The following is a 16,619-nucleotide window of genomic DNA, read 5'->3' on the forward strand; positions in this document are numbered from 1 at the left end:
GATATGATCTTTAATTTTATTAAAATAGCCTTAAGGAACCTTTTAAATAAGAAAGTCTTCAGCATCATTAACATAACAGGGCTCGCGCTAGGTATGGCCGCTTGTCTGAGTATATTTTACTATGTTAATTATGAGTTTAGCTACAATAAAAACTTTGCTGAAAACGAGAAAATCTACAGAACTTACTTTTCCAGAGATCAGGCCGGTACTACCAGAGCTTATATGAATCCGGGTTCAGCCTTGAAATTGGCTTATGACGATGTGCCCGAGATAGAAAGCTCATTTCGCATCATTAATATTGACTATCAGAACTACAGCCTCATTTATGATGATGGACGCAACAGAACCGCACTTGAGCAATCAGGAGTTAAATATGCGGATCCGGAGATTGAGAAGGTATTGCAACTACAAACATTAGCAGGTTCTTTTGAGCAATTAAAGGAGCCAATGAAAGTGGTACTTTCAGAAAGTGTGGCTAATAAGTTTTTTGAAACCACAGAAGCGGTAGGTAAGACCATTACGGTTAGTGGAAATATTGGTAACCGAGACTTTGAGATTGTTGGAGTGGTAGAAGACCTGCCTGCCAATACAGATTTTAATTTGTCGGTTTTGCTTTCAATATCTTCTTATGTAAATAAAGATGGTAGTACTGCTACCAATAACTGGAATGATTGGAATTCGGAAACCTATATAAAAAGCTCCAAGCCTAACAATGAGATATTGACGGCTTTAGAACGAGACATCACTTCAAGGCCAGAGTTTACAGAAGGGGACTCCAAATGGACATTAAAGACTTTGCCATTGAGCGATCTGCACCTTACAACGGTCGAGCAGGATGATACCATCAACAAATCAGCTGAAAGCCTGCTGTTGGGGCTGGCAGCTATTGGTGTATTTATATTAGTAATAGCGTGGATTAATTTTATCAATTTATCTACTGCCAGAGCGATAGAAAGAGCTCGAGAGGTAGGCGTGAGAAAGGCTCTTGGTTCACAGGTAAACCAAATTAGAGCACAATTCCTTATTGAGTCACTAATAATCAACTTCTTAGCTGCTCTAATGGCACTTACCATTGTACAGCTCGTATTGCCCGTTATTTTTGATATCAAAGATTTGATGAATCTTGGACTTGAACAAAGGGTTATGTTCTGGTCACTATTTGGTCTTATATTGGTGATAGGCTCATTTTTATCCGGGCTCTACCCTGCATTTGTGCTCTCAAGTTTCAAACCTTCTGCCATTCTTAAAGGCAAACTGACCAGCAGTAGAGGAGGAGAGTTATTAAGAAAAGGGTTGGTGGTGTTTCAATTCTCAGCTTCAACACTAATGATCATTGGCACCTATGTGGTTTATCAGCAGCTCACCTATATGCAGAATAAAGATTTAGGGATAAAGATTGATAACGTATTACTACTTGATGCGCCTCCATTGTCTGTTCATGGTGATGGTGATAATTATAAAACCGTCAATGCCTTTAAAGAAGAAATTGCCGGACTTAATGCAGTAAAATTTATGGCTGCCAGTAGTGATGTGCCAGGACAGGAAACAGGTTGGTCTACAACTCTGAGAAAGCCAGGGGAGCCGGATGAAGATAAAAAGACTATAGCACTTTTAGCTTGTGATAGAGACTTCTCTGATGTTTATGATTTGCAGTTGGCTGCAGGAAGATTTTACCAAAAAGGTGATGGAACATTTGATAAGGGCACTTTTGTAATTAATGAGGAAGCATTAGAGCTACTAGGTTTTGATTCTGCTGAAGAAGCCATTGGTAAGCAATTGGTAGAAGGCAGAATGTTTCCAGACCTCACTATAGTTGGTGTGGTTAAGAACTTTCATCAGCAGTCATTGAAGAATAAGATCGTGCCCATGGCTTTTGTGTTGAGCAGCTGGAGTAACTATTATTCACTAGCCCTCAATGTTGATCAAAGCTTGCCTTCAGATCAAAGAGCAGCACGATTGAAATCTGATATTGAGGCAGTAAATCAGGTATGGAGCAAATTCTTCCCAGAATATCCGTTTGACTATGAATTTTTAGATCAACAGTTTAATGCCCAATACCAGAGCGATCAGGAATTCAGCTTTATCATCAGTCTTTTTGCACTCCTTTCTATGATAATTGCCAGTCTGGGTTTATTAGGGTTAGCCTCATATGCGGTGCTCCAGCGCACCAAAGAGATCGGCATCCGAAAAGTACTAGGTGCTTCTGTTGGTAGGATATTTAAGTTACTTTCATTGGAGTATTTATGGCTGATTATCATCTCAAGTATAATCGCTATACCTGTTGCTTATTTTGCCCTTGGCAAGTGGCTTTCAACATACCCATATAAGATCGATATCACACTTATAATGTTTGCTATACCAATAATCTTAATTCTTGTAATAGCTTTTATAACTATTGCCTCGCAGGTGATTAATGCTACCATGAAAAACCCTGTAGAAAGTCTTAGACACGAATAAATAACAACACTCAAAATTAACCAACATGCTTAAAAACTATTTTTATATCGCCTTCAGAAACCTTACTAAGAGTAAGGTGTTCTCACTGATAAATATAGCCGGACTTGCTCTTGGCTTATGCTGTGCGCTCCTTATAGCGTTATGGGTAGCTGATGAATATTCGGTCGATAAATTTCATTCTAAAAAGGATAGAATATATTCAGTTGTATCTGAAATATACACCGGTGAAACCTCTTTGTTTTGGAGTAGTTCTCCGGGACTTCTTGCCCAGGTAATGAATGCTGATGTATCAGGTGTTGAAGTGGCAGTAAAGTCATCAGGTGAAATCAACAGGTTAATTATTAATGGAGCCAGCACTTTCAATGAGTATGGAATGTATGTTGATTCTGCCTTTTTAAGTGTTTTTGACTTTCCCTTGGTTCAGGGTAATAAAGAAGATGCACTAACTGGCTTAAATAGTATTGTGCTTACGGAAACACTGGCCACTAAAATATTTGGTAATACCGATGTAGTAGGTAAGATGTTAAAAGTAAGAGATCAGGATGATTCTGAATTTATAATTTCTGGAATTTTAAAGGACTTGCCGAGCAACTCGTCCATAGAGTTTGACTATTTATTGCCTTACCAAAAGTTTTTGATTGATCACCCACATTATAAGGACTGGGGCAATTTTAATGATGTCACTTATGTACTACTAGCTGAAAATACGTCAAAAAGGGCTGTTGAGGCCCAATTTCCTGAATTGATAAAGAAATATACGGATAGTGATCAGGGAAATTTTCATTTAGTTCCTACTGCCGATTTTTACCTAAAGACAGATCTCTCTAACGGACTGGCAGAGGGGGGGCGAATTGTTTATGTGAGAATCTTTATAGTTATCGGATTCATCATTTTAATTATAGGCTGTATCAATTTTATGAATCTTTCTTCTGCACGAGCAGGCAAAAGATCTAAAGAAGTGGGAGTAAGAAAGGCCGTAGGAGCTTCCAGAAAATCTCTTGTTTTTCAGTTTTTAGGAGAGTCGATATTCATATCATTAATAAGTATTGTGCTGGCGGTGTCAGTGGCTGATATTTTGATGCCTGCTTTCAACTCCCTAACAGGAAAGGAGCTTTCAATACCTTTTTTCGACCCATTATTTATTATTTCTGTATTAGGTGTTACGCTTATCACAGGTGTTTTAGCAGGTATATATCCAGCGGTGTACCTGTCCTCATTTCAATCAGCTAAAGTATTAAAAGGGATAGAACGAACAGGAGGTTCATTAACAGGTTTTCGGAGAGCGCTTGTTATCTTTCAATTTGTACTGTCCATATCCTTTATCTCCATTACAATAATTGCCAACCAGCAGTTGTCACATGTGCTGAGCAAAGATCTGGGATTGAAAAAGGACAATATTGTTTATTTCCCAATCAGGAGTGCTCGCAAGAATGCCGAAGCTTTTAGAAATGACTTATTAAATGTCAGCGGGGTAAAGTCTGTAGCGTATTCTAATTTTAATCCGACTAGTATCAATAATTCCACCTCTTCGCCACAATGGAGTGGTAAGGCAGAAGATGATCAGAACTTCTTTCATGTCATTCAAACAGATTATGCCTTTTTGGAAACTTTTGACATAGAGTTGCTACAGGGTAAAAACCTTCCTCAAACTGTGGATACGACTTTGGCTCACTTCTTAGTTAATGAAGCAGCAGCAAGAGTAATGGGTATGATTGATCCCGTAGGCCAGGAAATATCTGTGTGGGGTGATAAAGGCGTAATTAGTGGGTTGATGCGTGATTTTCATCATCAGAGTTTATTTCAGAGTATAGAACCTGTTATCGTTTATCAGACAGGCACGGCCTGGAGAGGTTATGCTGCACTTGACTCAGATAACAATAAAGAAGCAATAGCTGGAATAGAGCGTGTTTTTAAGAAGTATGAGCAAGAGTACCCATTTGAATATGGCTTTGTAGATCAGGAATATGAAAGGCAGTATACTAGTGTTGATATTGTAGGAAAGCTAACAGCTATATTCTCGAGTATTGCGATCCTTGTGTCTTGCCTGGGCCTTTTTGGTCTTGCTTCATACATGACAGAGCAAAGAAAGCGCGAAACTGGAGTTAGAAAGGTTTTTGGAGCTTCCATCTGGCAGCTCACTAATTTATTCTCAAAGCAATTTTTAAGACTGGTGTTAATCTCATTCATTATTAGCACACCAGTGGCCTATTATCTGACAGACAACTGGTTGCAACGCTTCGCTTACCGCATAGACTCATCAATTTTACCATTTGCTTTATCGGGCATTGCAGCGTTGCTAATAGCTTTTATAACAGTGAGTTATCATATAATAAAAGCGGCAAAAGCCAATCCAGTAGATAGCTTAAGATACGAGTAGACCTAAGAAACCATGATAAAAAACTATTTTAAAATAGCCCTTAGAAATCTTGTTAAGAACAGGATATTCTCCTTTGTCAATATTATAGGGCTGGCATTAGGTATTGCTGCGACTATACTCTTAACTTTTTATGTAAGACATGAAAGGAGCTATGAAAATGTTCATGAAAATGCGGATGATATTTTCAGGCTTTCATTGAATTTATATAATGGCAATGAGTTCATTATCAATGATGTAGAAACCTACCAGACACTTGGCCCGGCTTTTAAAGAGTCAATGTCCGAAGTATTGGATTATGTGAGGTTGGCCAATATGGACGCAGCGCAAATAAAGGCCAATAACAAGGTTTTTTATGAGCAATTGATATATGCCGCTGACCCATCTGTTTTTAAGATCTTCTCTTATGAAGTGATTGAAGGTGATCCTTATTCCGCTTTCAATGAGCCGTATAAGGCGACTATTTCCAGAGATTTAGCAATCAAATATTTTGGGCGTACTGATGTTATAGGCGAGACCTTTCAATATTCATTGACCAAGGAGCCCATTGAAATAGTAGGAGTGACAGAGAACTCTCCACAAAATACACATTTGAAGTTTGATATTTTACTATCTCATGAAACGCTGCCACTGTACTGGACCTGGTACTTGGAAAATGCATGGGGCGGTAATAATGAGTACACTTATTTGTTAATGGAGCCAGGCACTTCAGTTAGTGCTTTTAATGAGAAGTTGGCGCAATATAGTGAGGATAGCGAGCATATTGAAGATGAGGTGGTCATCTCAGAATCCATTAATGATATCCACCTATATTCTAACAAGTCTTTTGAGCCTGAGGTAAACGGCAATGCACAAACAGTAGATTTCATGGTGCTGATAGCCATATTTATTATCCTGCTGGCATGGATCAACTATGTCAACTTAAGCACGTCAAGAGCAGTAAACAGAGCCAAAGAAGTAGGCATCAGAAAGGTGGTAGGGTCTTCCCGAAATCAGCTGATAAGGCAGTTTTTGATGGAGTCTTTAATGGTTAACATAATAGCCTGCATTCTGGCATTTACTATAGTTCAGATCTCTATACCTGCATTTGCTGATTTAACCGGCCAGACATTACCACAAAACCTGTTTGCAGATTCGTTTATTCTATTTCTATTCGGAGGTATTGTAGTGGTGGGCACATTGCTTTCAGGTATTTATCCGGCATTCGTTTTATCTTCTTTTGCACCGGTAATGGTATTAAAAGGGCGATTTGCTAACTCTTCAAAAGGATACTTTTTAAGGAAAGGACTGGTTGTATTTCAGTTCATTAGTACTGTCGTTTTAATAGCTGTTTCAATAGCGGTTTATTACCAAATTGATTTTCTTCAAAACAAGGATCTTGGTGTTGATATCGACAATACTTTGGTAATCAGGAGGCCAAGGGTCCAAATGGAAGATTCAATCTATACCATTGTTACCAAATCATTTGCAGATGAGCTGAAAGCAATGTCCATAGTTAACAGCGTTGCCCAATCTGATGCGTTGCCAGGTGCTAAAGCTCACGAAATGGGAACGACTAATAGCTTAAAAAGAGCCGGTGCGGATGTTAATTCAGGTAGTTACAACTATTACATCTATTTTTTCAATGAAGACTTTATTCAAACTTTTGATATTGCTCTTTTGACTGGCGAGAATTTCAAAGTGAATCAGGAAGATCGCAGCAGGGTTATTATCAATGCAAGGGCGGTTGAGACTCTGGGGTTTGAAAGTGCTGAAGATGCTATCGGCCAATTTATTAGCTATGGTGGCGGTGACTATCAGGAACAGGTTATTGGGGTTATTGATAATTTTCATCAGCGTTCTCCAAAGGAGAGCTACTTGCCAATGGTATTCAGATATACACCTTGGGGTGATTATTTAAGTATTAAATTGAATACTAAAGATTCCAAATTGGCTATCGAAGAGGTTCAAAAGGTTTGGGATGCCAAGTTTGCTGATGCAGCCTTTGACTATTATTTCTTAGATGATAAGTATAACTATCAGTACCAAACAGACTTAGTTTTTTCATCTGTTGTTGTATTGTTTACACTACTATCAGTGGTTATTGCAGTGCTCGGTTTGGTAGGCTTATCCACTTTTACAATTTCTCAACGCACGAAAGAAATTGGTGTGAGAAAGGTGCTGGGAGCATCAGTAGCTGGGTTAGTCGCTTTGCTTTCAAAGGAATTTTTAAAACTTGTGATCATAGCAGGTGTTTTAGCTATACCATTGGCCTATTTTTTAATTGACCTGTGGCTTAATAATTATACATCAAGAGTTGAAATAGGTTGGTGGCTTTATATACTACCAATCATGGCTATAATATTTATTGCAATGGTATCGGTAATTGGGCAGACATTAAAGTCGACCATGGCGAATCCAACAGACAGTTTAAGAAACGAATAATCAGAATAATATGCTTTTAAATTATATCAAGATCATTTTCAGGAATCTTTTAAAGTCACCGCTTTACTTCATTCTTAATCTCTTTGGGCTGGCAGTGGCCATTGCATCCTGTGTAGTTCTAATGCAGTATGCCGTTTTCGAGTCTGAGTATGACAAGTACCAATCTGATATAGAAAACAAGTATAGAGTATTGATTAAAGATGATGGCGGCACTGGGGCACATACACCAGCGCCTTTACAATCAATGATTGCCTCAGACTTCAGCCAGGTAGAGAATGCTGTATCTATTAGAGAAGCAGATGGTGTGCTTAAATACGAGAATGACCCTTTTGTATCAGCCATTGAGCATAATATGGTTTCTGCTACACCGGAGTTCTTTGAGATTTTCGATATTGAATTATTATCAGGAAGTAAAAATGGTTTTGCCGACAAGGGCAAAGTTTACATTACAGAGTCCATAGCTGAAAAATACTTTGGAAGTATAGATGCCTTAAACAAGCCCCTGATATTATTTGAAAGTAATTTTGGTCGACTTGATCTTATCGTGGCTGGGGTTATGAAAGACCCAAGACCAGACACACACTTTCCTGTGAATGTCCTGTTTTCAATGGAAACAATTAATAATAGTGAAAACCCTTGGGCCAAGTTTGACAATATGGGCTGGAGTGAATTCTATACTTATGTTAAGTTAATTGATGGAGGTTCTATTTCACAGGAAGAGAGCAATACTTTTCTCGATAAATATATTGGAAAAGAGAACAGGGAAAGAGCTGGTTTGGAAGTGCAGTTTCAACCAATGAGTGAGATTCATAGTACTCCGGGTATTATGTATGAATACTCTCCATCAAGGGATAAGAGGATTCTGAATTTCCTGATGGCCATCGCCATATTCATTATGTTTTTGGCTTGTATCAACTTCGTAAACCTGGCTACTGCAAAAGGCCTTAAGCGTGCGAAAGAAGTAGGAATAAGAAAGAACATGGGGGCATCAAGAGGTAATCTGGTACTGCAGTTTACAATAGAATCTTTAATGATTAACATGCTGGCAGTGCTATTGGCAATAACGATAATTCAGCTTGCTAAACCATCATTATCAGAAGGACTTGGAGGAGCTTTTGATGTTTCTTTTTGGCAAAATAAAACAATTATAACCTACACCATTATACCCATAGTTGTGGCCATGGTTTGGGCAGCTTTACAACCAGCGTTGATAATTTCATCTTTCTCTATGGTGAAAATATTGAAAGGCAATGTTGCAGATTATGGAAAAGGAAAGGTGTATAGAAAGCTGAGTGTTGCTATACAGTTCGCAGTATCGTTGGTTCTCATGATATCAAGCTATATAGTTTACAAACAGATTGAGCTTTTTCAGAATCAGGATTTAGGTATTGATATCAATCAAAAGCTAATTGTAAATCGTCCATTGGAGGATGTTACTAATTATAATAATAAAGCCATTACTTTTAGAGAAGAGCTTAAATCATTGGCGCCAGTGGCGCATGTTACAGCATCTGGAAGTGTGCCTGCATCAGGTTTCAACTGGTCTACAAACAACATGCGTAGAGCTAACAGAGAGGGCGAGCGAGTAGGAGAATATGGTATTAATGTCACTTATATTGATAACAGCTATGTTGATGTATTTAAACCAAAGCTGCTTAAAGGTGTGGCTAGGGTAAATGAAACATCAACTGAACTTAAAGCCATCATCAATAAGAAAGCGCTTATTCCTTTAGAAATATCGTCCATAGACGAGGCGGTTGGAACCAGATTGATAAATGGGGATATGAAAGTTGAAGTTGTTGGGGTTATTGATGATTATCAGCATAGCTCTTTAAGAACTGAAAGTAGACCAGCAATATTCTTGTTTCAAACTAATCCTCAATACATCACGATAGATTATAATACTGGAGCTGATCCAAAAGGTGTAACAAAGCAACTTTTAGAAGATGTTGAGAATAAGTACAAAGCACAATTTCCAGGTACAAATTTCACGTATACATTTCTTGATCAGAAGTTCGCTGAACAGTATAGGTATGAGGTGTTTTTCTCTAAGGTTATTGTTGCTTTTGCTGGCTTAGCAATATTGTTATCGATTTTGGGGTTATTTGGGCTGTCGTTGTTCAACTTAGAGAGGAAAACAAAAGAAGTGGGCATTCGCAAAACGTTGGGAGCCACTTTTATGCAGCTGTTTGTAACTAATGTTAGACCCTTTGCTAATATCTTTTTGATTTCAATGTTGCTGGCAGTTCCATTGGCCTACTATTTAGCTGGATATTGGCTAGAAGACTTTACCTATAAAATAGAGTTGGATGCATTATTATTCCTGGTGCCCGTTATAGGGCTTATGCTCATCATGCTACTCACAGTAAGTTATCACATTATCCTTTTAGGGAGGAAAAACCCTGTAGATAGTCTGAGGTACGAATAAGGATTTTAAGAATAGAAGGTGCTAAAATTTCATCTAAGGGTATTTCTAAGGAGGATAAGTAAAAATGTCTTTTTTAATGCTGTAAACTTTATCGGTATTACAATCGCTCTTACCGTTGCAATTGCTATATTCTCATTCGTATTATATGAAAGTAGTTTTGACAACTTTCATAATAATGCCGATAAAGTATACCGAGTTGTTCAAGACAATGTGACTGCTAACGGGGTAGATCATTGGAGCACAACAGCTTACCCTTTGGCAGGAGCTCTGAGAAATGATTTTAGTGATCTGGAAGTCACTCAAACTGCCGGGCCTACCAAAAGGCTTTTAACAGTTAATGAACGGGATAAACCTAAGAATTTTGAGGTTGATCATGTGCTGTTTGCTGATACCAGCTTTTTCAAAATCTTCAATTATGGCTTAGTTGATAAGTCACTTTGGATTCAGGGTGAATATTCAATTTTTAAAAAACAGCACAATGCTATTTTACTTACTGAAAGCTTAGCCAATAAGTTATTTGGAATAGATGATAGCAATATTATTGGAAGGGAAATAGAGTTGAACAATAATTCAATACTAACGGTAGCTGGTGTTATTAGTGATCCACCCCTCAATAGTAATATTCGTTATGAAGCGGTTATAAATTTCTCATTCTTCAGAGAGAACAATCCTTATCCAGTCAATAATTGGTCAGGCAACTATCAGGGGTATACCTATATCAAACTTCCAGAGAATTTGAATAAAAATGACTTTGAACAACGGCTTCCTGCATTTGAATCTAAGTATCTATCTGAGAGTGATGATCAGCGCATAAATTATCAGGTACAGTCACTCGTAGATATTCATAATGACACTACCTATTCAGAAACAATTGAGAGTTATGCCATTTCAACAACAATGCTTAATAGCCTCATTGCTGTGGCTATTTTATTAATCATCATATCGAGTGCTAATTATATTAATCTTGCTTCTGCCTTAATCATAAATAGAAGTAAGGAAGTTGTTTTGCTCAAAATGTTCGGAGACCTAAAAAGGCAGCTAGTAAAGCGCTACATGCTAGAAACTTCTTTTTTAATTGTCATAGCAGCAGTTCATGCTTTGGTATTTGGTCAATACCTAATTGATTTTATAAATAACGGCATTTTGGGCATTCCATTTAATATCCAGATTACAGCCCATGTCTATGCTTTGGTGGTGCTATTATGCTGTGCCATAGTATTAATAACAAGCCTTTACCCAATTCTAATCATGTCCCGTTTTGATCTTTTGAAGGTCTTGAAGAACAATGGTATTTATAATAATCAAGCAGCTGGAGGCCTGATAAGTAGAGTTATGCTACTCGTTCAGTTTTCCTTTGTGCATATCATGGTTGTTGGAGTTGCTGTAGTTTATTTTCAGATGTCATTCTTAAAAAATAAAGATTTAGGATTTGAGCATGATGAGATAGTTACGGTTACATTACCAAAAGCGGATAGCCTCAAGATGGAAAGACTTCGCCAGTCATATGGTAATTATAATGATATTGAGCAAGTTAGTTTTTCTTCTGGTGTTCCATTTGAATCTGACATACAGTATGGCACAGCCTTTCGATTGTCCAGTGAGCCCGTTGAGATGGGAAGAGAGGCTGAAATGAAAGTGGTTGACCTTGATTATGCAGCACTATATGATCTTGAATTACTTGCTGGTAGCTGGATTTCTAAAAGCAATATATTGCCGTGGCAGCAGGGTTTTAATGGTTTTGTAGTTAATGAAACGCTTGCCGCAGAATTAGGTATTGCACCTGAAGAGTTAATAGGTCAGAAAATCGCAATTAATGAAGGTGAAGCAGAGGTTTTAGGAGTAGTAAAGGATTTCCATAATATGTGGTTGAAGGATGATATAAAGCCATGTCTGATGTTTTATTGGGGAACAGGATTCTATTCTAAAGTTGCTATGAGAATTAACAATGCCGCAGATAGAGAGCAAGCTATAAATTTTATTGAACAACAATGGAAGAAAGAGTATCCGGAATACAACTTCGAATCAGAATGGTTTAATGACAGAATTGATAATGTATATGAGTTAGATGATTTGACACTGTCCGGGCTTAAAGTATCTGGCTTTATTGCCATTATAATTGGTAGTTCAGGTCTATTGGCATTAATGGTTTTCTACTCAGAATCCAGAACAAAAGAGCTTGGAATTAGAAAAATATTGGGAGCAACAGCAGGTCAGCTCGCCATTGAATTGTCTTCCAGTTTCATGAAACAGGTTGTATTGTCAATAATTATAGGAACCTGCATAGGTTACTGGCTCACCTCAAACTGGCTCAATTCATTTACTTATAAAATTGAAATGAACTTGTTCATCTACATTCTAGCGGCTGGCATTACTTTAATGGTAGCTCTGCTTTCTATCATTAGGCAAGCTGTAAAATCATCTAATACTAATCCAGTGGATAGCTTACGATATGAGTAATTAAGAAATACTCTCTTAACATTCATCATATTCTAATAATCGAAATATTACGATTCGTAATGCTATGATAATAAGTCATTGACATTGTAGTAAAAGGCCGATCTTACCTTTGTAAGGTATGGTTAAGGATACCCGTTTGATTCAACTATTTATTTGAAAGTTATCAGGCGAGGTATCTTTTTTATTTTATGACCAATGAAAAAAGAAAATAGACGCCCAGTTGATGTTGTTGTAATATCAGATGTGCATTTAGGCACTTACGGCTGCCAGGCCGATGACCTGCTCCGCTATCTTAAATCTATCAACCCAAAAAAGCTCATTCTTAATGGCGATATCATAGACATCTGGCAGTTTAGCAAGCGCTATTGGCCTTCTTCGCACATGCAAATAGTGAAATACATCACTAGCGTATTGAGTAAGAAAACTGATGTGACCTACATCACTGGTAATCATGACGAGATGCTGAGGAGGTTCGTGGGGTTTGAATTAGGCAGCTTCAAAATAGCGAACAAAGTGGTACTCAACCTGGACGGTAAAAAGGCCTGGATTTTTCATGGAGATGTGTTTGATGTAACAATGCAATACTCTAAATGGCTAGCCAAATTAGGCGCTATAGGATATGATACTCTAATCGTCATCAACACGTTTGTCAACTTCCTTTTAAAAATGATTGGTAAGGGCAAGATATCACTATCTAAAAGAATAAAAGACAGTGTGAAAACAGCGGTAAAATTCATTGATGACTTTGAAAACACGGCTGCTGATATTGCTATCGATAATGACTATGACTATGTGGTTTGTGGGCACATTCATCAGCCACAGATGCGAAAGATAAAGACTTCAAAAGGAGAAGTCACTTATTTGAATAGTGGAGATTGGATTGAAAACCTGACAGCGCTTGAATATAATAATGGCCACTGGAGAATCTATAATTATCGGGAGGACCTAATAGCCCAGGCTATAGAAATCAACAATAAGAAATCTAAGACCTACCAGACCAATGATGATATTTTTAATGACATGGTAGCTGAATTTTTGACCATCCCAATTAAGAAATGAAGATACTTTACGCAATACAGGGGACAGGGAATGGACATTTAAGTAGAGCCATGGATGTAGCGCCTGCTTTAGAAAAACATGGCCAGGTTGACTATATGGTTAGCGGAGCACAGGCAGACCTCGCCTTACCATTTGAAGTAAAATATAAATCTTCAGGACTCAGTTTCTATTTTGGGCAGAAGGGGGGAATTGACATCTCAAAAACATTCAATAATAACTCAAGTAAGAGGGTATTGAAGGAGATCAAGGATTTACCCATTGAAGATTATGATGTGATAATCAACGACTTTGAACCTATTTCAGCCTGGGCAGCAAGAACTAAAGGAAAAAGGGTAGTAGCACTTAGTCATCAAAGTGCTTTGTTGTCAAAGAAGTGCCCAAAGCCTAAGTCTGCAGACCTTATAGGTCAGTCAATACTTAAGAACTATGCCCCGGCCAGTGTTCATTATGGGTTTCATTTTGATGCTTTTGATAAAAACATCTTTACTCCAATAGTTAGGCGATCGATTAGGGAAAAGGTAAATCTTGACTATGGGCATTACACAGTCTATTTGCCTGCTTATTCTGATGAGAAAATCATTAAAACACTGTCTAAGATCAAAGGCGTTGATTGGCATGTTTTCTCAAAACATACCAAGTCAAGTTATTGGCAGGACAATGTTAAAATTGAGAAGGTCAACAATGATAAGTTCGTACATGCCATAACTTCAGCCAAAGGCATATTATGTGGTGCGGGTTTTGAAACTCCGTCTGAAGCGATATTTCTCGGTAAGAAATTGATGGTAATACCCATGAAAGGTCAATATGAACAACAGTGTAATGCTGCTGCTCTAAAGGCAATGGGAATCCCCGTGATAAAAAAGCTCGGTAAGAAGCGAATTGAAAAAATCCAGGATTGGGTAGATAATGATCAAAAAACCTCAATTGATTATAGGGACGAAACACAGCAGATAGTAGATACAATCATCGAACATGAATGCAAGAGCCAATGAGCAGCAAGCACAGAATATTAATTATAGATGATGATAAAGATATCCTTGAACTGCTGCAGTACAACCTTATAAAGGAAGGTTATGATGTGCTGGGGGTAAGCAAAAGCACTGACAGTCTGGATGCTGCCAAGGCTTTTCAACCAGAACTGATCATATTGGATATTATGATGCCGTTTATCAATGGCATAGAGGTTTGCAAACAGCTTAGATCAACACCAGAGTTCAAAAACACTTACATTTTCTTTCTTACAGCATTATCTGATAAACAGTTACAGAAGGAAGCGTTGGAGACTGGAGGTGACGATTTTATTCAAAAGATAACGGGCTTAAGAGCTCTTACTCATAAGATAAGCACGGTACTCAAGAAGAAGCTAGTAATTAGAAAATGTGTGAAACACATTGAACTTGGTGATCTGATTATTGACCGTAACTCAAGATTGGTCGCTTATAAAGGCAAGGCAATCAAACTTTCTGAATCAGAGTTTGAAATTATGTACTTCTTTGCCCAAAATCCTAAGAAGCTAATTTCTAGGGAGAGCCTATTAAATAACATCTGGGGTTCTGATGTCTACCTGCTTGCCAAGACTTTGGATAACTATCTGAAAAATGTCTCTGAGAAGCTAGGAGTTGATCTTGTAAGACAAGTAAGAGAAGGAAAGTATAAGCTGGAAACCTCTAGCTAGATTTATCAATTTCTCGATATTGAACCAGCACTTCTTTAGCAGTTGGACCTGGTGTAATTCCGTTCATTTTTAATAGGCCAGAAGCTGCCTCGTAAATGGGAATATTAGGATGAAAATGATCCCTTGCATAGTGGACGTATTTCAAAACTTTAAATGCATCAAACCACTGATAGAAGTTAGATTTAAAAGCATCTAGTGACCCTGAGTTATTCGCTATTCGCTCAATATTATTTTCGAAATCTAATGTTTCCAAGAATGATTTAATTGAATCGGGCCATTGAGTATTCGCTAATTCAGAAATGATGTTTTTGAAATCTTTACTTGAGTTAATACTTTTAATTAATAGCAATAAATCACTGAATATTAAATAGTTATAAGTATTCAATTTCCCATTACTTAACCATTCATTCACGGCTTTACCAGTACCAAAGGGTACGCGATCACTAATTCTGGGTGAGGGAATTACCTTAGTTTTATTAAGATCGCCAAACTGTCCCAATGGAATTATCTTCTGCAAAAAGTAGAAGTCCTCACCGGCCTTACGCTTATTCATGCCACCTTGCTTTTGATAGATATTATTCCTCACTGCCATGCTCGATCCTATGGTCTGATGGGCATGAGGATATTGCGCATATTTTAGCGCATGAACATAGTATCTGAGAAACAGTTCATAGTCAACTATAGCCTGATAAATCTTCTCATTTTCAGGGCCTTGTAATGGATGCTCGAAATGAATAGAGCAACCCGGACTTTTTGGGTTTGATTTAAAATATGCTTCAAGTGCTGTGAGATAATTTTGTTCACACAAACTATCGGCATCATAGCATGAAATGATGCCATTGATGTTACCAACATGATCTAATCTTCTCGCGGCCTCATCCATGGCAATCTTCCTCGCTAGACCAACTCCTGCATGCTTTGGAGGTAAGGCTTCATAATGAATAAAGAACTTTAGCTGATTAGATGAATGTGCTGCTGACCATGCTGTTGCAGCGTTTAGTGTGTCACTATTTTGCTTTTTGATGCTTTCGCTGGCATTCTGGCTTTCGTTAATCACCACAATAACCTCTACATCACAACCTGGTGGTTCACATGCTTTTAAAGATACAAGACTGCTTATTAAATCAGGTTCATTGAAACACGGAATGGTAACCACCAGTCCCAGGTTTGGCGAAGGGGGCTCTTCGATAAATGCATCGCGATAAGCATATCGCTCAAAATAGAGTTTACTCAAGGTGCCAACCTGTTGATCTTCCAGCTATTGTTAGTTAATGTGTATGCTATTCTATCATGAAGTCTGCTAGGGCGACCTTGCCAAAACTCAATATAAAATGGTTTTACTCTATATCCACCCCATTGCTTTGGCTTAGGCAATGTGTCCTGATTGGCAAACTTCTTAGATAACTCAGCCTCGCGCTGCTCTAGCAAGCTACGATCTTTGATAATACTGCTTTGTGGTGATGTCCAGGCTCCAATCTGGCTGGCTTTAGGTCGACTTTGAAAATAGGCTGTTGACGTAGCCTCGCTTACCTTTTCTACTTCACCTTGTATTCTAACTTGTCTTTCCAACTCTGGCCAGAAAAAGGTTAATGCTACTATTGGGTTATGTTCCATCTCCTGACCTTTATCACTCTGGTAGTTAGTGTAGAAAACAAAACCACTGTCCACTTCTTTTAACAATACTATTCTGCCAGTTGGAGCTCCCGATTTACCAACTGTTGCCAGATTCATGGCATTAGGTTCTG

At 38.0% G+C, this 16,619-nt stretch carries 10 protein-coding genes; 8 read left to right on the forward strand and 2 right to left on the reverse strand.

Annotated features, from left to right (window positions below; translation table 11 throughout):
* From E1140_RS07730 to E1140_RS07765, 8 genes are all read left to right on the forward strand, one after another.
* Window positions 1–2,457: ABC transporter permease (locus E1140_RS07730; RefSeq protein WP_155181275.1), on the forward strand; the 2,457-nt coding region annotated here is incomplete at its 5' end.
* Window positions 2,458–2,482: 25 nt separating this feature from the next.
* Window positions 2,483–4,834 (forward strand): ABC transporter permease, encoded by a 2,352-nt coding sequence (locus tag E1140_RS07735; RefSeq protein ID WP_155181277.1) that lies wholly within the window; start codon window positions 2,483–2,485, stop codon window positions 4,832–4,834.
* A 12-nt stretch (window positions 4,835–4,846) separates the two neighbouring features.
* Window positions 4,847–7,255: an ABC transporter permease gene (locus E1140_RS07740; protein WP_155181280.1), complete on the forward strand. Its 2,409-nt coding sequence runs from the start codon at window positions 4,847–4,849 to the stop codon at window positions 7,253–7,255.
* A gap of 10 nt (window positions 7,256–7,265) precedes the next feature.
* A complete protein-coding gene (locus E1140_RS07745; RefSeq protein WP_155181283.1) occupies window positions 7,266–9,683 on the forward strand; it encodes an ABC transporter permease in 2,418 nt (805 codons plus the stop codon).
* 18 nt (window positions 9,684–9,701) lie between these two features.
* Window positions 9,702–12,140 (forward strand): ABC transporter permease, encoded by a 2,439-nt coding sequence (locus E1140_RS22020; RefSeq protein ID WP_155181286.1) that lies wholly within the window; start codon window positions 9,702–9,704, stop codon window positions 12,138–12,140.
* A gap of 195 nt (window positions 12,141–12,335) precedes the next feature.
* Window positions 12,336–13,199, forward strand: coding sequence for a UDP-2,3-diacylglucosamine diphosphatase (locus tag E1140_RS07755; protein WP_155181289.1), 864 nt, complete (start codon window positions 12,336–12,338; stop codon window positions 13,197–13,199).
* On the forward strand, window positions 13,196–14,191 hold the full coding sequence (locus tag E1140_RS07760; RefSeq protein ID WP_155181292.1) for a glycosyltransferase family protein: 996 nt from the start codon (window positions 13,196–13,198) through the stop codon (window positions 14,189–14,191). The genes E1140_RS07755 and E1140_RS07760 overlap by 4 nt, the downstream gene beginning before the upstream one ends.
* Window positions 14,188–14,874, forward strand: a complete 687-nt coding sequence (locus tag E1140_RS07765) for a response regulator transcription factor (RefSeq protein ID WP_185153474.1) — start codon at window positions 14,188–14,190, stop codon at window positions 14,872–14,874. The genes E1140_RS07760 and E1140_RS07765 overlap by 4 nt, the downstream gene beginning before the upstream one ends.
* On the opposite strand, the gene E1140_RS07770 is transcribed toward E1140_RS07765, so the two are convergent.
* Complete coding sequence (locus E1140_RS07770; protein ID WP_185153475.1) at window positions 14,867–16,108, reverse strand: glycosyltransferase family 2 protein; 1,242 nt, start codon at window positions 16,106–16,108, stop codon at window positions 14,867–14,869. The two genes, E1140_RS07765 and E1140_RS07770, sit on opposite strands and share 8 nt — an antisense overlap.
* Window positions 16,105–16,619 (reverse strand): pyridoxamine 5'-phosphate oxidase (pdxH, locus tag E1140_RS07775; protein WP_155181302.1); only part of this gene is annotated, 515 nt, incomplete at its 5' end. The genes E1140_RS07770 and pdxH, both read right to left, overlap by 4 nt.

The organism is Fulvivirga lutimaris (genome assembly GCF_009711525.1).
In the GTDB taxonomy this organism is placed as follows: Bacteria; Bacteroidota; Bacteroidia; order Cytophagales; family Cyclobacteriaceae; genus Fulvivirga; species Fulvivirga lutimaris.

Bases quoted from the DNA above. Each gene is read 5' to 3' on its own strand.
- E1140_RS07735 (WP_155181277.1), top strand. From the start codon at position 2,483: ATGCTTAAAAACTATTTTTATATCGCCTTCAGAAACCTTACTAAGAGT.
- E1140_RS07740 (WP_155181280.1), top strand. From the start codon at position 4,847: ATGATAAAAAACTATTTTAAAATAGCCCTTAGAAATCTTGTTAAGAAC.
- E1140_RS07745 (WP_155181283.1), top strand. From the start codon at position 7,266: ATGCTTTTAAATTATATCAAGATCATTTTCAGGAATCTTTTAAAGTCA.
- E1140_RS07755 (WP_155181289.1), top strand. From the start codon at position 12,336: ATGAAAAAAGAAAATAGACGCCCAGTTGATGTTGTTGTAATATCAGAT.
- E1140_RS07760 (WP_155181292.1), top strand. From the start codon at position 13,196: ATGAAGATACTTTACGCAATACAGGGGACAGGGAATGGACATTTAAGT.
- E1140_RS07765 (WP_185153474.1), top strand. From the start codon at position 14,188: ATGAGCAGCAAGCACAGAATATTAATTATAGATGATGATAAAGATATC.